This is a genomic window from Faecalicatena faecalis (assembly GCF_012524165.2).
GTDB lineage: Bacteria > Bacillota > Clostridia > Lachnospirales > Lachnospiraceae > Faecalicatena_A > Faecalicatena_A faecalis.
The window spans coordinates 25,382-48,164 of the sequence record NZ_JABACJ020000015.1; the positions used below are offsets into that span (position 1 = coordinate 25,382).

General features: G+C 45.6%; 20 protein-coding genes. 16 read left to right on the forward strand and 4 right to left on the reverse strand.

Annotated features, from left to right (window positions below; all coding sequences use genetic code 11):
• The first annotated feature begins 19 nt into the window (after positions 1-19).
• From HGO97_RS14890 to HGO97_RS14955, 14 genes are all read left to right on the forward strand, one after another.
• On the forward strand, positions 20-610 hold the full coding sequence (locus tag HGO97_RS14890; RefSeq protein WP_216243169.1) for a xanthine phosphoribosyltransferase: 591 nt from the start codon (positions 20-22) through the stop codon (positions 608-610).
• A 70-nt stretch (positions 611-680) separates the two neighbouring features.
• Positions 681-1,316: an HAD family hydrolase gene (locus tag HGO97_RS14895; RefSeq protein ID WP_216243400.1), complete on the forward strand. Its 636-nt coding sequence runs from the start codon at positions 681-683 to the stop codon at positions 1,314-1,316.
• Positions 1,310-2,008, forward strand: coding sequence for a 3'-5' exonuclease (locus HGO97_RS14900; protein WP_216243176.1), 699 nt, complete (start codon positions 1,310-1,312; stop codon positions 2,006-2,008). The genes HGO97_RS14895 and HGO97_RS14900 overlap by 7 nt, the downstream gene beginning before the upstream one ends.
• Before the next feature lie 176 nt (positions 2,009-2,184).
• Entirely contained in the window at positions 2,185-3,531 is a 1,347-nt protein-coding gene (locus HGO97_RS14905; protein WP_216243178.1) for an ABC transporter substrate-binding protein, read from the forward strand.
• A gap of 139 nt (positions 3,532-3,670) precedes the next feature.
• A complete protein-coding gene (locus HGO97_RS14910) occupies positions 3,671-4,513 on the forward strand; it encodes a carbohydrate ABC transporter permease (protein WP_216243180.1) in 843 nt (280 codons plus the stop codon).
• Positions 4,513-5,349 carry a carbohydrate ABC transporter permease gene (locus HGO97_RS14915; RefSeq protein ID WP_216243182.1) on the forward strand — a complete coding sequence of 279 codons (837 nt, stop codon included), beginning with the start codon at positions 4,513-4,515 and terminating at the stop codon, positions 5,347-5,349. Before HGO97_RS14910 ends, HGO97_RS14915 begins: the two co-directional genes overlap by 1 nt.
• 129 nt (positions 5,350-5,478) lie before the next feature.
• Positions 5,479-7,014 carry a response regulator transcription factor gene (locus HGO97_RS14920; RefSeq protein WP_216243192.1) on the forward strand — a complete coding sequence of 512 codons (1,536 nt, stop codon included), beginning with the start codon at positions 5,479-5,481 and terminating at the stop codon, positions 7,012-7,014.
• Positions 6,986-8,707 carry a sensor histidine kinase gene (locus tag HGO97_RS14925; RefSeq protein ID WP_246597468.1) on the forward strand — a complete coding sequence of 574 codons (1,722 nt, stop codon included), beginning with the start codon at positions 6,986-6,988 and terminating at the stop codon, positions 8,705-8,707. Before HGO97_RS14920 ends, HGO97_RS14925 begins: the two co-directional genes overlap by 29 nt.
• Positions 8,704-10,407 (forward strand): extracellular solute-binding protein, encoded by a 1,704-nt coding sequence (locus tag HGO97_RS14930; RefSeq protein ID WP_216243201.1) that lies wholly within the window; start codon positions 8,704-8,706, stop codon positions 10,405-10,407. Before HGO97_RS14925 ends, HGO97_RS14930 begins: the two co-directional genes overlap by 4 nt.
• Positions 10,408-10,453: 46 nt before the next feature.
• Positions 10,454-11,860 carry a glutamate synthase-related protein gene (locus HGO97_RS14935; RefSeq protein ID WP_216243410.1) on the forward strand — a complete coding sequence of 469 codons (1,407 nt, stop codon included), beginning with the start codon at positions 10,454-10,456 and terminating at the stop codon, positions 11,858-11,860.
• 92 nt (positions 11,861-11,952) lie between these two features.
• The gene (locus HGO97_RS14940) at positions 11,953-12,519 is read left to right on the forward strand and encodes a CDP-alcohol phosphatidyltransferase family protein (protein ID WP_216243203.1); all 567 of its coding nucleotides are present in this window, start codon (positions 11,953-11,955) and stop codon (positions 12,517-12,519) included.
• Positions 12,520-12,636: 117 nt separating this feature from the next.
• Positions 12,637-13,293: a lysophospholipid acyltransferase family protein gene (locus HGO97_RS14945; protein ID WP_246597469.1), complete on the forward strand. Its 657-nt coding sequence runs from the start codon at positions 12,637-12,639 to the stop codon at positions 13,291-13,293.
• Positions 13,294-13,358: 65 nt separating this feature from the next.
• Complete coding sequence (locus HGO97_RS14950; RefSeq protein ID WP_216243205.1) at positions 13,359-14,057, forward strand: response regulator transcription factor; 699 nt, start codon at positions 13,359-13,361, stop codon at positions 14,055-14,057.
• Positions 14,029-16,242: a sensor histidine kinase gene (locus HGO97_RS14955; protein WP_216243208.1), complete on the forward strand. Its 2,214-nt coding sequence runs from the start codon at positions 14,029-14,031 to the stop codon at positions 16,240-16,242. The genes HGO97_RS14950 and HGO97_RS14955 overlap by 29 nt, the downstream gene beginning before the upstream one ends.
• A gap of 102 nt (positions 16,243-16,344) precedes the next feature.
• Here HGO97_RS14955 and hydF read toward each other — a convergent pair whose 3' ends face one another.
• Genes hydF through HGO97_RS14975 form a run of 4 tightly spaced genes read right to left on the reverse strand, consistent with a single transcriptional unit; the run spans position 16,345 to position 20,414 of the window.
• Positions 16,345-17,601, reverse strand: coding sequence for a [FeFe] hydrogenase H-cluster maturation GTPase HydF (hydF, locus tag HGO97_RS14960; RefSeq protein ID WP_216243210.1), 1,257 nt, complete (start codon positions 17,599-17,601; stop codon positions 16,345-16,347).
• A gap of 42 nt (positions 17,602-17,643) precedes the next feature.
• On the reverse strand, positions 17,644-19,065 hold the full coding sequence (hydG, locus tag HGO97_RS14965; protein WP_216243213.1) for a [FeFe] hydrogenase H-cluster radical SAM maturase HydG: 1,422 nt from the start codon (positions 19,063-19,065) through the stop codon (positions 17,644-17,646).
• A 37-nt stretch (positions 19,066-19,102) separates the two neighbouring features.
• Positions 19,103-20,155 carry a [FeFe] hydrogenase H-cluster radical SAM maturase HydE gene (hydE, locus tag HGO97_RS14970; RefSeq protein WP_216243215.1) on the reverse strand — a complete coding sequence of 351 codons (1,053 nt, stop codon included), beginning with the start codon at positions 20,153-20,155 and terminating at the stop codon, positions 19,103-19,105.
• A 10-nt stretch (positions 20,156-20,165) separates the two neighbouring features.
• Positions 20,166-20,414, reverse strand: a complete 249-nt coding sequence (locus tag HGO97_RS14975; RefSeq protein WP_216243217.1) for a TM1266 family iron-only hydrogenase system putative regulator — start codon at positions 20,412-20,414, stop codon at positions 20,166-20,168.
• 325 nt (positions 20,415-20,739) lie between these two features.
• Here HGO97_RS14975 and HGO97_RS14980 point away from each other — a divergent pair, with 325 nt between their 5' ends.
• A complete protein-coding gene (locus HGO97_RS14980) occupies positions 20,740-21,528 on the forward strand; it encodes a pentapeptide repeat-containing protein (RefSeq protein WP_330654269.1) in 789 nt (262 codons plus the stop codon).
• A gap of 344 nt (positions 21,529-21,872) precedes the next feature.
• A complete protein-coding gene (locus HGO97_RS14985; protein ID WP_216243219.1) occupies positions 21,873-22,781 on the forward strand; it encodes a trans-4-hydroxy-L-proline dehydratase activase in 909 nt (302 codons plus the stop codon).
• Positions 22,782-22,783 lie beyond the last annotated feature (2 nt).

Sequence of the window (22,783 nt, forward strand, 5' to 3'; positions counted from 1 at the left end):
GAAAAGGAGGAGTCCAGGGATGAATGTTTTAGAAAAGAGAATTGTAAAAGATGGAATCGTAAAGGAAGGCAATGTACTCAAGGTAGACAGCTTCCTGAATCATCAGATGGATATTAAGTTGTTTGATGAGATGGGAAGAGAATTCAAGAAGCGTTTTGCGGGCAAGCCGATCAACAAGATTCTGACGATAGAGGCTTCTGGAATCGGTATAGCATGTGTTGTAGCACAACATTTTGATGTTCCGGTAGTGTTTGCGAAGAAGTCAAAGAGCATTAATCTGGAAGGCGAGATGTATGTTGCAGAGGTGGAGTCCTTCACTCATAAGTGCAAGAATAATGTCATTGTGGCACAGAAGTTTTTATCACCGGAAGATCATGTCCTGATTATTGACGACTTTCTGGCGAATGGATGTGCGCTGCAAGGACTGATTCAGATCGTACAGTCTGCAGGGGCAACGGTAGAAGGAATCGGGATTGCAGTAGAAAAAGGCTTCCAGTCAGGCGGACGTATCATCCGCAACCTGGGAATCCAGTTAGAATCACTTGCGATTGTAGAGAGCATGGATGCCAAGACTGGAGAAATTATATTCAGAGAGCAGCAGAGTGAATAGATTATCATATAGGAAGAGGGATATTTTGAGTAATCAGTTTCAACCGCCGATATATGGGCTTGTCTTTGATATGGACGGGCTCATTTTCAATTCAGAGAGAGTCGTTCAGAGATCCTGGGATTATGCTGGGAAGGAGCTGGGATATGAACGTTTTGGAGAACATATTTATCATACAATTGGATTTAATGTTAAGAGAAGAGAAGCTTATTTTCGGGAGAATGTATGCCCGGATTTTCCGATGGATGAGTTCAATCAACTGACCCGCAGACGGTATCATCAGATTGTTGAGGAAGAAGGTCTGGAGAAAAAGCCCGGAGTCGAAGAGCTTCTTAAATATGCGAAGAAAAATGGCTATAAAATTGCACTGGCCACCTCTTCACGTCGTCAACATGCAGGAGAGTTGATGAAGGAGCAGGGGCTTCTGGATTATTTTGATGGTGCAGTTTATGGGGATATGGTGACTGCCGGAAAGCCGAATCCCGAGATCTACCAGAAGGCGTGCAGTGAAATCGGGGTCGCACCAAAGCATGCGCTGGCTCTGGAGGATGCTCCCTCAGGGATTCGTTCTGCCAGTGCAGCAGGAATGCGCTCAATCATAATACCGGATCTTGTGGAGCCGGATGAAGAGATTCTGGGAATGGTGTGGCACAGATTCGATACACTCTTTGATGTTCTTCGCTTATTAAAGGAAGGAGAGGTATGTTAGGTTCATATATAGCATTCGATTTGGAGACCACCGGCCTTAAGCCGGGAGAACACGAGATCATAGAAATCGGGGCGCTGAAAGTAAGGAATGGTAAGGTAGTGGAGCGCTTCATGGAGTTTGCATGTCCGAAAGAACCAATCACTCCTGTGATTACAAATTTGACTGGGATCACGAATGAGATGGTGGCTTCTGCCAGATGCAGCCAGGATGTGGTGAGGGATTTCCTTGGATTTTGTGAGGATGATATACTGATTGGACATAATGTGATTTTTGATTACAGCTTTGTGAAGGTCAGTGCTCTGAACTTAGGCGATCAGTTCGAGAAGTCCGGGATCGATACACTTAAGATTGCCAGGAAGGTACATAAGGAGATGGAGTCTAAGAGTCTGGGAAGCCTCTGTGAGTATTATCATATAGAGAACCAGGCGGCCCACAGAGCTTATCACGATGCACTGGCGACCGCTAAGCTGTACCAGACACTTGCACATTATTTTGAGGAAAAGGAACCGAAGCTTTTCCAGCCGCAGCCTTTGATCTATAAGCCGAAAAAAGAAGTGCCGGCTACATCCAAGCAGATCGGCTTTTTGAAGAAGCTCATCCAAAATAAGGGAGCTTCCCTGGAATGGAATCCAGATACAATTACAAAAAGTGAGGCTTCCCGCCTGATTGAGGAACTTTGTTCAAAACCTTGATAGAAAGCAGAGAAAATGGAGATGGTGACTAAGTGAGTGTCATCATCTTTATTTTTTATGAAAATTTTCATGGAATTTGAATATGTTTCTGGATTTTTTATCATATCGTTATGAGGGAACATTTTTTATAATAAATACAACAGATATCACACAGGGATCAAAAAGGAGGATGTTTTATGAAAAAGAAAAAATTGATCGCGGTTTTATTGTCAGCAGCTATGGTTGCAGGAATGATGGCTGGATGCTCCAGCGGGGGCGGCGATGAGAAAAAGGCCGAGGGTGACAAGAAGAGCAGCGGCAGCGGGAAAGTATACTATCTGAACTTCAAGCCAGAACAGGCTGACCAGTGGGTAGACCTGGCTAAGAAGTATACGGACGAGACAGGAGTACAGGTGGATGTACAGACTGCAGCTTCTGGTACATATGAGTCACAGCTTAAATCTGAGATGGCAAAAGAGGAGGCTCCAACACTGTTCCAGGTGAATGGACCTGTCGGACTGGCTACCTGGAAAGATTACTGCTATGACCTGTCAGGCAGCGATGTATATAAAGACGTTCAGAGTGATGATTATGTATTAAAGGAAGGCGATGAGGTCAAAGGAATCGCATATGTAATCGAGACATACGGCATTATCTACAACAAAGCACTGTTGAATAAATATTTCGAGCTTCCAGATGCTGAGATCAAATCCATTGATGACCTGAACAATTTTGCAGCACTCAAGAAGGTTGCAGACGGAATCCAGGCACATAAGGATGACCTTGGAGTAGAGGGTGCATTTACTTCTGCAGGAATGGATTCCTCCTCTGACTGGAGATTCAAGACTCACCTTGCGAACCTGCCGATTTATTATGAATACAAGGACGAAGGAATCACATCCACAGATGCGATCAAAGGAACATACCTGCCAAATTACAAAGACATCTGGGATTTATACCTGGCAGATGCAACCTGTGAGCCGAACATGATTTCTTCCAAGACAGGTGATGATGCAGCATCCGAATTCGCACTTGGCGAGGCTGTTTTCTATCAGAATGGAACATGGGCTTACAATGATATCAAAGACAATGAAGTAGCAGATGAAGATCTGGGAATGCTTCCAATTTATATTGGTGTAAAGGGTGAGGAAGACCAGGGACTCTGCACAGGTTCTGAGAACTACTGGTGCGTGAATAAAAATGCATCTGAGGAAGATATCCAGGCAACACTTGATTTCATGAAATGGGTAGTAGAGAGTGACGAAGGCCGTGACGCTCTGGCAAATGAGATGGGATTCGTAACACCGTTTACTACATTTGATGAGTATCTGCCGTCCAATCCGCTCGTAAAGGCGAACGATGAGTATACAAAGGCAGGCAAGACACCAGTGAGCTGGAACTTCACTACAATGCCTTCTGAAAACTGGAAGAATGATGTTGGAAGCGCACTTCTGGAATATGCACAGGGAACCGGAGACTGGGATGCAGTCAAGACCGCATTTGTTGACGGATGGGCAAAAGAATATAAAGCAGCGAACGAGTAGAATCGTTTATTGTACAACAAGTAAAGAAATCCAAATGAGATCTATCATCAGGATATCCAGATAGGACACAGCAAAAGCTCCGGCAGGTTTGACGGAGCTTTTGTTAAAGGAAAACAGTGCCTAAGTGAGGAGTGAGAGAATGGAAAAAGCAATAAAAAAACATTTTCCGATATTTGTACTGCCTACACTGATTGCATTTACAATCGGGTTTATAGTTCCATTTTTGTTGGGAATTTATTTATCCTTTTGTAAGTTCACGACAGTGACGGACGGGAAATTTGTCGGCTTGAAGAATTATATGAAAATATTGGATGACCCGACCTTTTTGCATGCAATGTGGTACACGGCATTGTTCACGATCGTGTCTGTACTGCTGATCAACGTGCTTGCCTTTGCAGTTGCAATCTTGCTGACGAAAGGCATAAAGGGAACAAATATCTTCCGTACCGTATTTTTTATGCCGAACCTGATCGGTGGAATCGTGCTTGGGTATGTCTGGCAGCTTCTGCTGAACGGTATTCTGGCAAAGGTGGAACGGACACTGACGTATTCTTCTGTCTATGGCTTCTGGGGGCTGGTCATCCTGATGTGCTGGCAGCAGGTGGGGTATATGATGATCATTTATATTTCCGGTATCCAGAATATTCCGGGAGAGCTGATCGAAGCGGCCAAGATCGACGGGGCGAGTTCCAGGCAGGTATTAAAAAGCGTGATCATACCGATGGTCATGCCGTCCATTACGATCTGTACCTTCCTGACACTGACCAATGGATTCAAGCTCTTTGACCAGAACCTGGCGTTGACCAACGGAGCACCGTCTAAAATGTCTGAGCTGCTGGCGTTGAATATCTACAATACATTCTACGGCAGGCCGGGATATGAAGGGGTAGGACAGGCGAAAGCAGTGATCTTCTTCATCATCGTTGGTGTCATTGCAGTGATTCAGAATAAACTGACCAGATCGAAGGAGGTGCAGCAGTAATGAAGAAAAAGACAAAGCATGGATGGCTTCTGACAGTCTTCTTCAGCATTCTTAGTGTGCTGTATTTATATCCGATTTTGTTGGTCTTTATCAATTCATTTAAGAAAAAGGCTTATATCAGCAAATTCCCGTTCAAGATTCCTACAGACAATATGTTCGTAGGGCTGGAGAACTATATCCGGGGAATCGAGAAGACGGGACTGATCTCGGCATTTGGATGGAGCTTATTCATTACCATCGGCTCCGTGGCTGCGATTATCCTGTGCTGTTCCATGTGTGCATGGTACATCAGCAGGGTGCATACGAAGTTTACCAGTTTTTTATATCTGCTGTGCCTTTTTGCCATGATCGTGCCGTTCCAGATGGAGATGTATACGCTATCTAAGGTCGCAAATATGCTGCATCTTGGCAATCCGTGGGGAATCATTATCATATATCTGGGATTTGGAGCGGGACTTTCCGTCTTCATGTTCACCGGGTTCATGAAGTCGATTCCGCTTGAGATCGAGGAGGCGGCCATGATAGACGGATGTACACCTTTACAGACCTATTTCAAGATTGTGATGCCGATTACAAAGCCGACCTGTGTGACGGTCACAATTCTACAGGCAATGTGGGTGTGGAATGACTATCTTCTGCCATCTCTCGTGTTGGACACTAGAAAATATAAGACCATTCCGATCGCAGTTCAGTATCTGAAAGGCGGTTATGGCTCTGTGGATATGGGAGCAATGATGGGAACTCTGGTATTGGCGATCGTACCAATTATTATTTTCTATCTTGCATGTCAGAAATACATTATTGAAGGCGTGGTCGCAGGGGCTGTCAAGGGCTAGAATGCTTGTAATGTCCAGACAGATGTTTTATAATAAAAAAGACTCGTAAACATAGAAGCAGCAGTATCCTTCTGTCTTAAGAGGCAGACGGGCACTGCTGTTTTAAACTATTTATAAAAGGGATGCACAATGATTACGATACTGATAGTGGATGACGAAAAACTGGAACGCAGCGGAATCAAGTTTCTTTTGAAACGGGAAAGTGAAGAATTGGAGATTTTAGAGGCAGAGAATGGGAAGGCGGCGCTTGGAATCTTACAATCCAAGAGGGTCGACATCCTGTTTTCAGATATTAAGATGCCTTATATGAATGGTCTGGAACTGGCCGGGAAGGCGAGAGAGCTGTCTCCTGAGATGGAGATCGTGATTTTCAGTGGTTATAACGATTTTACCTATGCAAGGGATGCGATGCGGTATGGTGTCGTGGATTATGTATTAAAACCTGTCAATCCTGATGAATTCCATAAGACCTACAGCAGGGTGATCGGGAAGCTCAAGGAACGCTCTGAACAGGAGCAGAGGCGGTTAGCAGAAGAGAATGATTTAAAAAAGTACCTTCTGTTGAATTATCTTTATTCAGGCGGCGAAGAAGAGAAGCATAAGCTGGAACAGATTTCAACAGAGGAGTGGGACGGATATACAAGGATGATCCTGTCAGGGAGTTCGGATAACTTTTTTGAATCAGAGGAGGAGCCGATCGTCTTCGGACTAAAAGAGAAGATAGGGAGGGGGTTCTTTTATCTGAATTTGAATTCGAATGAATCTCTCTTTTTATTCTCTGAAAAGTATTCTGATTATGAACATCTGGCTAATCAGATGTATCAGTTCTTCCACCAGCACTTTGATGCGGAGTGTTATTTTGTTGTCAGTGAACCGATTACGGGGCTTGTAAAGATGCCCAAACAGTTCCAAAAGATGGAGGAACTGTTAGAAGAGCAGTTCTATCAGCCGAAGCAGCACGTGTTCTTGGTGGGACATAGACCGGAGGAAGTAAGTGCAGAGGCAGTCAGGGATGCAGAAGTGTTAGAAAGCATTTCAGCGGACATTAAGTATCAGGATATGGCACGCTTATGGCAGGATTTTCACCTATTAGAGCAGAGATATTGTACAGAAAAGCAGTTTTCGGAGATGTATGTGAAGTTCGTATTTTCTGGAATCGTGAAGGAAATCTACCAGGCGATGCCTTCTGTGGGAGAAAAGGAGCTTTCCCGGACAGTCGACCGGCTCTATCGCTGTAAGACGATTCGGGAGGTGCTGAATATTACAGAGAAGTGCATTAAGGAGCTGGAAGAGGGGCAGGAGGAGAAGGATGAGGGCTTCCGCAGGGAGATTGCCCAGGTCAAGAGTTATATCTGTCACAATTATCAACAGAATCTAAGTGTGGAGATGCTGGCTGAACAGGTGTATCTGTCTGCGGGATATCTCAGTGCCGTATTCAAAGAGGAGACAGGGATGAACCTGAACCGTTTTATCCGTGAGGTGCGGATGAATAAGGCAAAAGAGATGCTTGCAGATACGAATATGAAGATTACACAGATTGCGAAGGCCGTGGGATTTTCTAATACATCTTATTTTTGCAGAAGCTTCCGGGAATTTTTCGGGAATTCACCGGAATCCTGCAGACGGGGAGATATGAATGATCAGGAAGCTGCTTCAGAACTATAAAGATTTAAAGTATCGGAACAAGATTATGCTGCTTACGATTGCAGCAGGAATCATTCCGGTCGCGATCATTGTTGCTTACATGCAGACAGGGATGATCCGGCAGTTGAAATCCAGAGAGACGGACAGTATGGATAAGTCGGTGAGCCAGTCGGTAAAAAGCATTGAAAATCAGGTCCAGATTTATGAGAATCTAATTGATTACCTCTCTTATTCTAAGGACCTTAGAAATGTCCTGAACCAGAAAAAGGGCGGGGACTATGAAAATTATGTCCATTACACAGATGTGGTCGATCCCATCCTGGAGATGCCTCTGGTATACCATCAGGAGATCAAGGGCATTACGGTCTATTCGGATAATATCGAGGTGGCGCATGGGACTACTCTCGTGCCTTTGAGCGAGATACAGAACGAATCGTGGTATGCACATCTGACAGAGGGAAATCTGTTGGAGTGGTTCGTCAGGCGCGGGGCAGGGACCGAGATTGTCGCGGCACGAAAATTTTATGGAGATCAGGATATCTCTGCAGTGCTGGTGATGCGTTTGGACTACGATAAAGTTCTGGAACCGTTCAGCAATCTGCTCAAGGATAATACAGGAGGAATCGTGCTGGATGCAGATGGACACGTTGTATACTCTGATTATTCCATGGAGCAGGAATACCGCCCTGAAAAGGCAGACTCTTTGAATTATCTGCGGGAACATTATGTATGCTCTGAACAGAGGATGTCTAATACAGACTGGACCTTCTGTATCTATCGTCCAGAGAAGGTAATCACAAGGTCCACCCATCAGCTCGTGATGCGCAACATTCCAATTATTGGAATCTGTATTATTCTGCTGGCACTTTTGAGTTATTTCTTCTCGAAGCGCCTGGTATCCTGTCTGGAGCGCCTGACCGAGAATATGAACCAGGTACAGCTTGGGTTCAGAAAGGTAACGGTGCACAGTGATTCCAAGGATGAGGTCGGCACACTGATTCGTTCCTTCAGCCGGATGATGGATGAACTGGACAAGCTGATTTCCGAGGTATATGAGGCGAAGATTGAATTGCAGCATACAGAGATGCGCGCATTGCAGGCACAGATCAATCCTCATTTTCTGTACAACTCTCTGTCAATCATCAACTGGAAAGCAATTGAAGCCGGTGAAGATGAAATCAGCAGAGTGACACTGGACCTTTCGACGTACTACAGGACCAGCCTGAACCGGGGAGAGACCATGACCACGGTGGAAAATGAAGTGAATAATATCCGTGCCTATCTGCGGATTCAGCGGATCATGCATGACGATAATTTTCAAGTCAAGGAGGATATAGACCCGGCATTGTACCACTATGAAATTCCAAAGCTGATTCTCCAGCCCCTTGTGGAAAATGCCATTGAGCATGGACTCGATCTGTCAGAGCGGACGGACCGTCAGCTCACGATTACAGTGAAACAAAAAGAGGAGAAGCTTTTGTTCAGTGTGAGGGACAATGGGAACGGAATGTCTAAAGAACAGGCAGAGCAGATTCTGGGATATCAGTCCCCGGGATATGGGGTGCATAACGTATATGACAGGATTAAACTGCTTTATAAGGAGGAAGGACATATGATAATTGAGAGCAGCGAAGGAAAAGGAACCTGTGTGAAGATTTTGATTCCCACACGCGCAGCAGGTCTCAAGGAAAGGAGCAGGATCGACAAGGCATGAAGAGAAACAAACAGAATCTAGGTATCCAGCTTTCATTATGTCTATTTCTTACAGTAGGGCTTCTGGCGGTATCGTTAAGTGGATGCAGTCAGGAGGAATCAAATAAAGCCCCGGAGATATCAAGTGAGTTAAAGACGGGGGAAGACTTGGCGGCTGAAACAGAAGAGGCCGCACACACTCCGCTTAGCAGATATCCCGAGACAGTGACCTACACCCTTGGGAAGATAGCAGGAGCCAATCATGCAAATCTTCCTGTAGGAGCGACTTATGAGGATAATGCTTATACCAGATATCTGCGTCAGACGCTGAACATTCAGAACAAGGATCTATTTGAATTGGAAGATGGTGCGACCTATGAGCAGGCAGTGGAGATGTCGATTGAAGATAATGATATCCCGGATATACTTGTGATCAAAGGCCGTGATACTCTAAAGGAGTTGGTCAGACAGGGAATGGTGGAGGACTTATCCCAGGTCTATGAAGAGTGTACCACAGACCGGATCAAGGAGATGTATGCAAGCTGCGGGGAAAACCTGCTGGATTCGGCTACATTTGATGGAAAACTGTATGCATTTCCTGACACGGCTGTGGATCAGGGAACCATGCTGATCTGGATGCGGGCAGACTGGATTGAGGAGCTGGGACTAGAAGAGCCTAAGAATATGGGGGAAGCCATGGAGATACTGCGTCGATTTGTAGAGGCAGATATGGCCGGAGACCACAGTACAGTAGGACTGGCTTTGAGTACGGAGCTGGTATCCGGGATCAGCTCTACATATGGTGCAGACCCTATTTTTACAGAGTTTGGAGCAGTTCCGGGGAAATGGACCCTGGATCGTCAGGGGAATGTAGTATATGGTTCTGTTCTTGAGGAGACGAAGGCGGCGTTGGAATATATGCATGAGCTGTATGAACAAGGAATTCTGGACCCGCACTTTTTGCTGCGCAGGACAGAGAATCTGGACCAGATGGTAGCAGAAGGAAAGTGTGGTGCCTTGTTTGGATACTGGTGGGCACCGAATAATCCATTGAGTACCACAGGCAAAGGAGACCGGGCAGTAGCGTGGAAGCCTTATTTATTGAACCGTAGAGAGCAGGCCGTGCTGGAATCTTATAATGACCGGCAGTATGTGGTAGTGAGAGAGGGATACGAGCATCCTGAAATCGTAGGGAAGTATGTGAGCGCCCTCTTTGACCATGCCCGCTATGAGGACCGGAATGCCCGGGATATCAATGACTATTTTTCTATGAATGTGGACCCCACTGCACGTCCTATGAACATCAATGTGGATTATTGGGACAGTATTTACCGTACTACGGATAATATTATGAAGGTAATGGATGGAAAAATGCGTATTCAGGAACTGACCGGGATGGAGAGGGCCTACTATGAAACATGTAAATCCTATAAGGACGGTAATCTGACCACAGTGAATGCCTGGGCGGCTTATGCTTCCAGGATACAGGCGGTCAGTCTGCTCTCTGAATCAGGCAGGGGAACTCTTCCATTGACTATGGGAGAGGCAGACGGGGAGATTCCGAGACATTTGCAGAGCCTGGAAAATGAAGCTTTTCTGCAGATTATCTGTGGAGAGAAACCAGTTGATTATTTTGAAGAGTTTGTAGAGGAGTGGTACCGGGAAGGAGGAATAGAGCTGACACAGCAGGTGCAGGATGGATATCAGGAACAGAGCAGATGAAAATGACGGGGCTTATGTAAAAGAGAAGCCAAAAGGAGGATGTACTATGGCAAAATACAAATGTGGAGTATGTGGGTTTATTTATGATGAGGACAAGGAAGAGGTGCCGTTCCAGGAATTGAGCGCCTGCCCGGTATGCAGACAGCCGGTACGTGTTTTCCAAAAGGAAGACGAACAGGAGGAGGGAAAGGAACATGAGATTCCTTCCGTTGAAAAGGAGCAGGACCCGCTTGCTTACGCACCGGAGTTCTACAGAAAAGACGATTCCTGCCGTTTTATGGAGGAGATACATCAGATGGCGGTGACCGGAAAGCCGATTATCGAGGCGATGGGAACCAAGATGCCAATGCCAGATTGGGACGACATCCTGATTCTCGGTGCACAGTTGAATCCACCGCCGCTTCATGAGCATGCCAAGGTGAACATCCAGACGGTAATTGGTAAGAATGCAAAGAAGCCGATGGTGCTGGATGGCCCAGTCTATATTTCCCATATGTCCTTTGGTGCACTGTCCAAGGAGACAAAGATTTCCCTGGCGAAGGGATCTGCCTTGGCAGGAACCGCAATGTGCAGCGGGGAAGGCGGGATTCTGCCGGAGGAGATGGAAGCGGCCCATAAGTATATCTTTGAGTATGTTCCGAACAAGTACAGTGTCACACCCGAGAATCTTCGGAATGTCGATGCCATTGAATTGAAGATCGGGCAGGGAACGAAGCCTGGAATGGGCGGTCATCTGCCGGGACGAAAGGTGACCCCGGAGATCGCCGCTGTCAGGAATAAACCGCTGGGGCAGGACGTAATCAGCCCATCTAAGTTCGAGGAGGTCAATTCAAAGGAGGATCTAAAGGATCTGGTATCACAGCTTCGAATCGCTTCTGACGGACGGCCTATCGGAATCAAGATTGCAGCGGGCAGGATTGAAAAGGATCTGGAGTACTGTATATTCGCAGAGCCGGATTTTATCACCATTGACGGACGCGGAGGAGCGACCGGTGCAAGCCCGCGCCTGATACGAGACTCTACCAGTGTTCCGACGATCTATGCTCTATACCGTGCTAAGAAGTATTTAAGAGAGCATGGGGCGGATGATATCAGCCTGGTGATTACGGGCGGACTTAGAGTTTCTTCTGACTTTGCAAAGGCGATCGCGATGGGAGCAGATGCAGTGGCAGTCGCATCCGCAGGCCTGATTGCAGCGGCCTGTCAGCAGTACCGCATCTGTGGGAGCGGAAACTGTCCGGTCGGAGTGGCAACACAGAATCCCGAGCTGCGGGAAAGGCTGAAGATAGAAGCGGCTTCCCAGAGAGTCGGTAATTTCTTGAACTGTAGTTTTGAGGAACTCAAGACATTTGGGCGTATTACAGGGCACCAGGATATCCATGATCTGAGCGTAGATGATCTGTGCACGATCAGCAGGGAGATATCTGAGTTTACAGATATACCACATGCATAGAACCGAACTAGAAGTGTATCTGAAAATGACAGATAGGACCGCATAAAAGAGAAACCTACATAAGATGTTTACAGGAGAGGAAGCGTTACGTTATGAATGAGGACACACCAATCAGCAGACAGTTATTTTCAATTCCGAATCTAATGGGATATTTCCGAATCATTTTGATTCCGTTTATAGTGTGGAGATATGTGACGGCAGAAACGATCACGGATTATTATATAGCGGCTGTTATCATAGGAATCTCTGGGATTACAGACTTTTTAGATGGATTTGTGGCCCGGAAATTTCATATGATCACAAAAGTGGGGAAGGCATTAGACCCTATAGCAGATAAGCTGACTCAGGGAGCGATCGTGATCGCACTTTCTTTCCGTTTTCCAGCCATGACAGCCTTGATTGTTTTACTTGTGGTCAAGGAAGGCTTTATGGGCATTATGGGACTGATCATGCTTCGTCGGGGGAAGATGCTGGACGGGGCAAAGTGGTTCGGCAAGGTCAGCACAGCCGTTCTTTATGTGGTGATGTTCCTGTTGATTTTGGTCCCGCAGATTCCGATGAAAGCTGCTAATGGGCTGATCCTCTTATGCGGGGCACTGTTGCTTTTTTCCTTTATCTCGTATATACCTGTATTTTGGAAGATGGCACAGGATTCCTGACATGTGATTCATAATTTCTTAGAACTCCTTAAGAATTTCTTTCGATTCTTCTATAAGCCTCCTTTAGAAATCTGTTTTATGATAAATACAGATTTCTAAAGGAGGCTTTTGGGATTTATGGGGGCAAAAGAGATGGGGCAGAATATTTTAGTATATCTGTTTACAAGCTACTTAAAACTGTTAAAAAGGACAGTGACAATAGAATGGGCGGAAAACTCGGTGCATGGAGGCAATCAGATCCTCGGATTTTGGCATGAGGACAGTTTCTTCATGAATCTGGCGCTTTCCGAGCTGGAAGAGAATACAAGTCCTGTAGATGTAATCGTGACATCCGATAGAAGAGGCGACTGCATCCAGTATATGATCGAGCAGTGCGGCGGCAGCGCCGTGAGGGTGCCGGATGGATTCGCAAGCTTCAAGGCACTCAAGAAGGTCTTAAAGGATTCCTATGAGAGGACCCGCTCTATAGCCGTGGCGTTAGACGGTCCGTTCGGTCCGAGACATGAACCCAAAAAACTGGCCTTCTATCTCTCGGAGCAGGCACAGGAAGATTTTATTGGAATCACCGTATCCTATTCTTCAAAGCTTAGACTGACCTGGAGATGGGATCAATATGTCATTCCGCTGCCATTTTCCACAGTGACTGTAGCAGCCCACAATTATGGCGAAGTAAGTAAAAATAATATTCCAGAACTTCCAATCAATGCAAGTGCGGTAAAATGTGGTATAATTCAAAGGGGTCAGACCCCTCTGCAGGAAAATGCTGCAATCTGAAAGTGCTTTCAGATCGTGATACCCATTTGTATACTAGATATTATCAGGAAAATTAGGAGGAAGTTATGGAGACGAATCACATTTTAATTGTAGAAGATGATAAAGAAATCAGAGAAGGCGTTCAGATCTATCTGCAAAGCCAGGGATATGAGGTATTTCAGGCAGCGGATGGAGTCGAAGGACTTGAGGTGATGGAGCGTGAAGAGATTCATCTCGCCATTGTGGATGTGATGATGCCGAGGATGGATGGTATCCGCATGACGATGAAGCTCCGGGAGAAGTATGACTTTCCGGTGATCATGCTTTCTGCTAAGTCAGAGGAAGTAGATAAGATCATGGGTCTGAATATTGGAGCCGACGATTATGTAACAAAGCCTTTTACGCCGATGGAGCTGATGGCCAGAGTGAATTCTCAGTTGCGGCGTTACAGAAGGTTCCTGGAAAAGCTGGAGCCTAAGGAAAATGTACATGTGATTGGCGGCCTTGAGATAAATGAAGATACGGTGGAAGTTTCTGTGGATGGAAATCCGGTGAAGGTAACACCGATCGAGTATAAGATTTTGTTATTATTGGCAAAGAATCCAGGCCGCGTCTTTTCAGCAGAGGAAATCTATGAAAGGGTGTGGCAGGAAAAAGCAATCAGCACGGACACCATTATGGTGCATGTGCGGAACATTCGGGAAAAGATAGAAGTAGACCCGAAGAACCCAAAATATTTGAAGGTGGTGTGGGGAGTTGGATACAAAATTGAAAAACAGCCATAGACTGGCAGTCATCATTGCAGTGCTCGTATTATTGATCAGTTCCGTGGGGATGGTGCTGACTTACCCGATTTACAGTAATCAGCTAAAAGAGGAGCTGGATGGAGATTCGATAGAGATGAACACGGTGCTTGAGATGTCCAGCAGTCTCTTAGAAGGGAATGCTATTCTTTATAATGAGGTATACGAGGAGACGGACAGATACTATGTGTTGCAGTATTATGGGAATTCCCATTTTCAGCTCATGCGTAAATACATGGATTATGAAGTGTTTAGTAACGACGGGGAGGCGCTGCTAAAGGAGAAGAGCGAGGATACATTATCCAAGCTCGTGAAAAAGGAAGATACTCCTTATGCGTTCCGCGCTGCTTTTACGTATGATGAAGACGGTGAGCTTATAGATATGAAAGTGGGTGGAAACCGGATAGATAAGAGGGAGCAGTTTGACATAGAGCAGAATCTGGTGAACTGGCGTGGGTATGATTACAGTGATATTTCAGAACCGAGTGATGTACAGATCATCTATGGCATGACAGAAGAAAACCTGAATGCATATATAGAAGGAGATGATTATGCCCAATATTATCAGACATATCATTTACTTGAGAACGGGACCTACCATTGGATGATCGCAATCTTTGCAGTCTTTACGATATTAGCAGGAATCGTCCTGACAGTCAGAAAAGGTTTCGGTTTTGGGACACATAAATTATTTGCGGTTCCATTTGAACTTGTATTATGTGTATTAGGCATTCTGGTTGGCTGCACATATATGATATCCGATTTGGTCTTCCGCACGATCAGTGGTAATTTCCTGCAGATTGTACCAGGTATGAACAGTACGTTGAATGAGATTTTTTCATTCATGATAAATCTGTTAGTATGGCTTGCTGTATTCCTCGTTCTCTTCTGGGGAAGTGTCTGCTTAAGCCACATGTTTACAATGAAAAAGGCATATTGGAAGGAACGTACATTATGCGCGAAAGTATTCAGATGGAGCAAAAGAGGTGGTAATGCATATGGTAAAAAAGTAAAAGACAGTGCAGGCGGGCTTTTCAGCCGCTTCAAGTCGTTCTGTAAAAGACAGTATGATATGATGATGCATCTGGATTTCCAGGATAAGACGAATCGGACGATTTTTAAAATTGTAGCAATCAACTTCGTTGTGCTGATTGTAATCTGTACATTCTGGTTCTATGGATTTATCGCACTGGTGATCTATTCTGTCGGCTTGTTTTTGTTCCTGAGAAAATATTTCCATGATATCCAGGAAAAATACAAACTACTATTGCGTTCGACGAATCAGTTGGCAGATGGAGACCTGGATACACCGCTACAGGGTGATATGGGAATCTTCAATCCGATACAAGAGGAGCTGAAAAAGATTCAGAATGGTTTCAAAAAAGCGGTGGAGGAAGAAGTGAAAAGCGAACGGATGAAGACCGAGCTGATCACGAATGTCTCCCATGATTTAAAGACGCCGCTTACGGCTATCATCACTTACACTGATTTATTAAAAAATGAAACAGATGAAAGTAAGCGGAAAGAATATATTGAAGTATTAGACAGGAAGTCCCTGCGTTTGAAAGTACTGATTGAGGATCTATTCGAAATCAGTAAAGCAGCAAGCAAGAATGTGACCATGAATTTTATGGATGTTGATATCGTGGGCCTGCTCAAGCAGGTTGGACTGGAATATGATAATAAAATCAAAGAGTCGAATCTGGATTTTCGATGGAATCTGCCGGATCACAAAATCGTGCTCTGGCTCGACAGTCAGAAAACGTATCGTATTTTTGAAAACATGATTGTTAACATCACCAAATATGCGATGCCGCATACAAGGGTGTATATCGATATGGCGGAGACGGACCGCGACGTTTCTATTTCTATGAAAAATATTTCAGCAGCGGAGCTGAACTTTAATACGGATGAGATCACAGATAGGTTCGTGCGGGGAGATTCTTCCAGAAATACAGAGGGCTCTGGTCTGGGGCTGGCGATTGCGAAGAGCTTTACGGAATTACAATATGGAACTCTAAAGATTTCTACGGAGGCAGACCTTTTTAAAGCAGAAATTACATTGCCGAAGAGGGAGAAGCCGATTGAGGAGCAGGAAAAAGAAACGGAGTCCTCCCTGATTCCAGAGGATCACGAAAAAAAGGAAGAAATCGTTTTGCTCCATTAGAGATATTGGCAGGGAATCCCCTTCGTTAGTCTTGGTGTAAAGTTAATAAAAACTGGGCTCATGACCGTGTAAGGTCAATGGGCCCAGTTTTTGGTTGTAGATTTATTGCAGATCCGGGAAGATTTCTATGCTCCGGGTCAGGATTCCCTGCATATGTGCGATAGCAATTCCGTAGTTCGTAATCGGGATATTCTGATCGAATGCACATTTCAGCCGATATTTCATTTCCCGTTCATTCAAGGTACAGCCGCCGCAGTGGACAATCATTTTATATTTGGATAGATCCAGAGGGAATTCTGTACCACTTGTAAATTCAAACGTTAATTCTTTTCCAGTATGCTTTCTGATCAGCCGTGGGATTTTCACAGTGCCGATATCCTCACATTGGCGGTGATGCGTACAGCCTTCTGAAATCAGGATGGTGTCGCCGTCCTGTAATTCATCCAGTGCTCTTGCACCATTCACAACAGTCTTTAGGTTTCCCTTATATCTTGCAAATAGAATCGAGAAAGAAGTCAGCGCAATGTCTTTTGGCACAATAGCGGAAACCTTCCCAAAGACCTGACTGTCTGTAATCACGAGACGCGGCTTTTTACCAAGCAAAGTCAGAGTGTCCTTCAATTCGGTATCTCTGACCGTGACGGATATCGCACCCGCCTCCAGAATATCCCGGATGGTCTGCTGCTGCGGCAGAATCAGGCGTCCTTTCGGTGCGGATTTATCGATGGGGACGACGAGTACGACAAAGTCCCCGGCATCTATGAAATCTGCAGCAATCCTTCTCTTTTCTTCGTCTACCTGGGCTTGCCGGGCAATCAGCTCTTTTAGCTCATGGATATGGAGACCAGTCACAGTGCTGACAGAAACTATATTTTCTGGCGGAATCTCCGCTGGCTCTGTGATTGTCCCATTTGATGTAAGGTCAGGAGAAGGAGCGTGTGGGTTCTTTAAAGCAGTATCGGAAGCTAAATCAGCTTTGTTGAATACGACCACATAAGGAATCTCTTTTTTTTGAATCCGGTCCAGAATCCTATGATCTTCCTGGGTCATTCCCTCGGAACCATCCACCACCAGTACTGCGATATCCGTCTTATTCAGAATTTGATAAGCCTTCTGTACCCTTAGTGCCCCCAGTTCTCCTTCATCGTCCAGCCCTGGGGTATCGATCATGACGACCGGCCCCAGGGGGAGAAGCTCCATTGCCTTTAAAACAGGATCTGTAGTTGTTCCTTTTACATCGGACACAATTGCAAGATTCTGTCCTGTGACTGCGTTGATGATACTGGATTTTCCAGCATTGCGTCTGCCGAAGATGCCTATGTGCACCCGGTCTGAAGACGGTGTGGAATTTAAACTCATAGAGAACCTCCTGTTTACTTAATCGTTGCTAAAGTCAATACACTAGAACCTGAAATCTCTACGGTTATCCTGTTCGATTAGACGAAGGTTCTCAAGGACAACGGCACGTGCTTTTTCATTCGGTACATTGAGTACTTCTTTTTCAATCAGCTTGTCGCCGAGTGCTTTTGTTTCAGGTGAAGCGTAATCCATCAGATATTCCTTCAAGGTCATCAGTGCATTCGGATGACAGCAGTTCTGAATCTGTCCGCTCTTGCATAAGGACATGAAACGGTCTCCGGTACGGCCCTCACGGTAGCAGGCAGTACAGAAACTTGGGATATATTCCATCTCCATCAGCCAATGAACGACTTCATCTAATGTTCTGGTGTCACTGACATCGAACTGCTCAGATTTGGCATCATCCGGCTCTGGTTCACAATATCCGCCCACGCTTGTACGGGAACCGCCGCTGATCTGTGAGATTCCGAGATGCAGGACACGTTCTCTGCATTTCTGACTTTCTCTGGTGGAAATGATCATTCCGGTGTAAGGCACAGCAATACGGATGCAGGCTACGATTTTGGCGAAGGTATCATCATCGATTCCATTGTCAAAGGCATCCGCATCAATATCATCTGCATGGCGAAGCCGAGGAACGCTGATGGTGTGAGGACCGACTCCGAAAGCGGCCTCCAAATGCTCGGCGTGCATCAGAAGTCCGGCGAATTCATAGCGGTATTTGTCCAGTCCGAAGAGGACGCCCATTCCGACATCGTCGATGCCGCCTTCCATTGCGCGGTCCATAGCCTCTGTGTGGTAATTGTAATTATGCTTTGGTCCTGTTGGATGAAGCTCCAGATAGCTCTCCTTGTGGTAAGTCTCCTGGAACAAAATATAAGTACCGATTCCTGCTTCCTTGAGCAGTCGGTAATTGTCCACTGTAGTAGCTGCAATATTGATATTGACACGGCGGATTGCTCCGTTTTTATGTTTGATGCTGTAAATGGTCTTGATGGACTCAAGATAGTACTCCATCGTATTACGGACTGGGTCTTCACCAGCTTCCAGAGCCAGACGCTTGTGACCCATATCCTGCAGTGCGATGACCTCGCGGCGGATATCCTCCTGGGAAAGCTGCTTTCTGGCGATATGTTTATTCTTCATGTGATATGGACAGTATGTACATCCGTTGACACAGTAGTTAGAGAGATAAAGTGGAGCGAACATTACGATACGGTTGCCGTAAAAGTCTTTTTTGATCTGCTCTGCCAGTCTGAAGATCTCCTCATTTTTTTCGGGGATATCACAGGCAAGAAGAACAGATGCCTCTCTATGAGTCAGCCCTTTTTTCTTTTTCGCTTTTTCAATGAGGGAGTCGATCAGCTCCACATTGTTTTTGTTCTCGTCTGCATAGGCGAGTGTTTCCTGAATCTCCTCGTGGTTGATAAAATCATCCGCGCATTTTGAACTTACATCATACATTTGTGTTTCCTCCATTTTTTAGAATCCATTTTTGTTTCTATAGTTCCATATTGGTGTTCAGGGAGTCGCCTCGTGCAACTGTGACCTGATACCCGATTGCATTCATTTGTTGTTCAAGGCTGCTTTTACATTCGGCCGCTTCCTCTCCGGTGCAGATTTTATTATCATACAGGAGATAGTCCTTTCTCACATCAGTGGGGGAAAGATTCGGCATGACCACATTGGCTCCCGCCAGAATCCCCTGTTGTCTGCCATCCGGTGCAATCGTACCGAGGGCAGTTGTAGAGGGAAGAAGCACCTTCGGGAGAAGCAGACGGATCAGCCCCAGTAAAAATAAGGTCAGCTCCATGGTGCCGGCAGGATGCTCCTTAAAAGGGGTATCATGGTGTGGAATAAATGGTCCGATTCCTACCATCTGTGGATTCAGCTCCTCTAAAAACAACAGGTCGTCTGCCAGATTTTCTGCCGTCTGATACGGGGAGCCGACCATGAATCCGGTTCCTACCTGATATCCGATTTCTTTTAAATCCCAGAGACACTGCCTGCGGTGTTCGGCCGAAAGCGGTTCCGGGTGAAGTATTTTATAGTGCTGCGGGTCATAGGTCTCATGGCGCAGAAGATAACGGTCGGCCCCGGCTTCATAGAAACGCCGGTAGCTTTCATAAGACCGCTCACCGATGGAAAGGGTGATCGCGCAATCAGGGAATCTACCATGAATTTCGCTTATGATATCAACCATTCTCTCATCTGTATAATACCCATCCTCCCCACCCTGCAGGACAAAGGTCCGAAAACCGAGCTCATAGCCAATGTCACAGCACTGAAGAATCTGTTCTTTGGAAAGCCGGTAACGGCGGGCATTTTGGTTGCTTCTGCGAATTCCGCAGTAATAACAGTCATTTTTGCAGTAATTGGTAAATTCGATCAGTCCCCGGATATATACATCATGGTGATAATATTTGTGTCTGACAGCTCTTGCACGCGTGAAGAGATAGGCTGCGGTTTCCGGTGTCCGGCCTTCGATGAGGGCAGTCCACTCTTCTTTGGTGAGCGAATGGGTCTGTTCTAGTTTATCGATCAAATGTTTCATATCCACCTCATTATTTTGTTTTTGCATAAATAGTTTTTGTACTAACACCTGGCAGCATACCAAGCTTGCCGGAGAGAGCACTGATGATATCGTTCGGCGCATCCATGGCAATGCTGATGATTGAAATATTCTTCTCACGGTATGGGATTCCCATTCTGCCTACAATGTACTGTGCGTATTGGCTCAACAGATGATTCAGTTCATCTACAGAATCCATACTGTTGAGGATGATTCCGACCAGGGCGATTCTTGTCTCCATATGACCTCCTTTTCAGATGACGAAGGGAACAAAGGCGCTTCTTGTTTTGTCATACAAAAATACCTGCACCAACAGGCGCAGGTATCCATAAGGCAGTATTATCATCCATAAGGGTAAAATTCCCCCTGGGAAAAGAGCCTTTTATGTATTCATCTGTGCGCCTTTTTACTCAGGTATGTCCCTTCGTAATCAGAACGAATTAGAATTAAATTATAGCATGATAAATCATAATCCACAATATGGAGCATAAAAAGATTCCAGTTTTGTGCAGGGTGACTAAAAAAATGGGGCTCTTATCGTCACCATTACATAACAAAATTATGGTATGATAAAGAAAAGTGCTGCAGTTGGAGCATATACCATGAAAGAGAAAGGGCCAAGTGAAAGGGAGGGACATAGGATGCAGGAACTTTCGAAAGAGGAATTAATGGAAAGAGTGCAGTTACATCGTCTATCCGGCAGCGCAGAAAAACGTTTGGATTTACAGGACATAGTTCTAAGAGATATGGATCTGTCCGGGGCAGATCTTAAGCAGATCGATTTTTCCCGTTCCTCTTTTTATCATGTCAGGCTGGATCGGGCCAATCTCTCAGGCAGTGTGCTCAACAATACATGGTTTGAGGGATGTACACTTAGGGGAGCAGATCTAAAGAAAGCAGATCTGACGTCCAGTGCCCTGCGGGGAGCAGATATGAGGGATTGCGACATCAGAGGTGCGAATTTATTCTGTGCGGTCTTGGAGAAAACAAATCTGGAGGGCTGTATCGCTGATGAGGACACGCGGTTCTTTCGATTATACTGCCCGGAGAGCGGTGCATTTATAGGCTATAAGAAATGCTGTGATGACAGAATCGTGGAGCTCTTGATTCCTGCGGATGCAAAAAGGACCTCGGCAACGCGTAATTCCTGCCGATGCAGTAAGGCCAAGGTGCTGGTCATCAAAAGCTTTGATTGCTCTGAATATTTTCAGGAGGCTTGGTCCATCGTAGATGAAAATTTTGTCTACCGGACAGGCGAGTGGGTCGAGGTACCTGATTTTGATGAGGACAGATGGAATGATTCTACCACGGGAATCCATTTTTGGATGACCAGGGAGGACTCAATTCGATATTAGAGACGAAAGATCTTAGCAGAATCCTGTCATCCATTGCAGAAAGGTCACGAAGTGTGTGGTTACTGTTCACTCGCAAGCTTGACACTTGCTGTCAAGCTATGCGCCAGAGTTGACAGTGGGGTGGATTTCAGCCCCATGCATCAAAGATGCATTTAAAATGGGCTGAAATCGTAACTGTGCACAGGGTACCTGTGAACAGTTACAGTGTGTGAATAAAATATCAGGATGCATTGATAAAATCTTGACAAACAGAGGAGTTTGTGGTACTTTTAGACTATAGTACGAACAACAGTCTAAAACGATGTAACAGATTGTTCAGAAGAAGTCTAAGAGAGGGAATTATCATGAGTCTGATCACGGATATTCAAAAGTATTCCATTCATGATGGCGATGGGATACGCACGACGGTCTTTTTTAAGGGATGCCGTCTTCGGTGTGTCTGGTGTCACAACCCAGAGACGCAGAGTTATAAGAAGGAGTTGCTTTTCGACCAGGAGAAGTGTGTAGGATGCGGCGCCTGTGTGGCTGCCTGTCCGAATGGTGCAGTGAGCATGCAGGATGCAAAGGCTGTGACCGACCGTTCAAAGTGTACGGCCTGTGGGGAGTGTATTGACTACTGTCTGCAGAACATACGCGAGGTTGCCGGCAGGGAATATTCTGTCAGTGAACTGGTAAAAGAGCTTCGAAAGGATGAGATGTTTTACGAAGAATCCGGCGGCGGAGTGACTTTGTCTGGGGGCGAAGTGATGACGGCGGACATGGATTATGTGGAGGAACTTGTAAAGCAGCTTCACCGCATCGGGATTTCCGTTACCATCGATACATGTGGACAGGCGCCGTATAAGAATTTTGAACGGATCCTGCCTTATGTAGATACATTTTTATATGACATCAAGACCATGGACAACGAAGTACATAAAGCCTATATGGGCACAGGCAGCGAGCTGATCCTTGAGAACCTGGAGAAGCTGAATAAGGCTGGGGCGAGGATCTATATCCGAATCCCGACCATAAAAGAAGTGAATGGAACGGATGAGTCGATGAATGCTATCATCGCTTATTTACAGGAGAAGAACATTCACGCGGCACAGGTCAATCTGCTGCCTTATCATAATACTGGATCAGGAAAGTATCAGAAAGCCGGGATGTGCTATGAGGGAAGTGATCTGCACGCACCGGATCAGGAAGAAATGAATCATTTTGTGGAGCTGTTTCAACAAGCTGGATTCCATAATGTCAAAATAGGAGGTTAAGA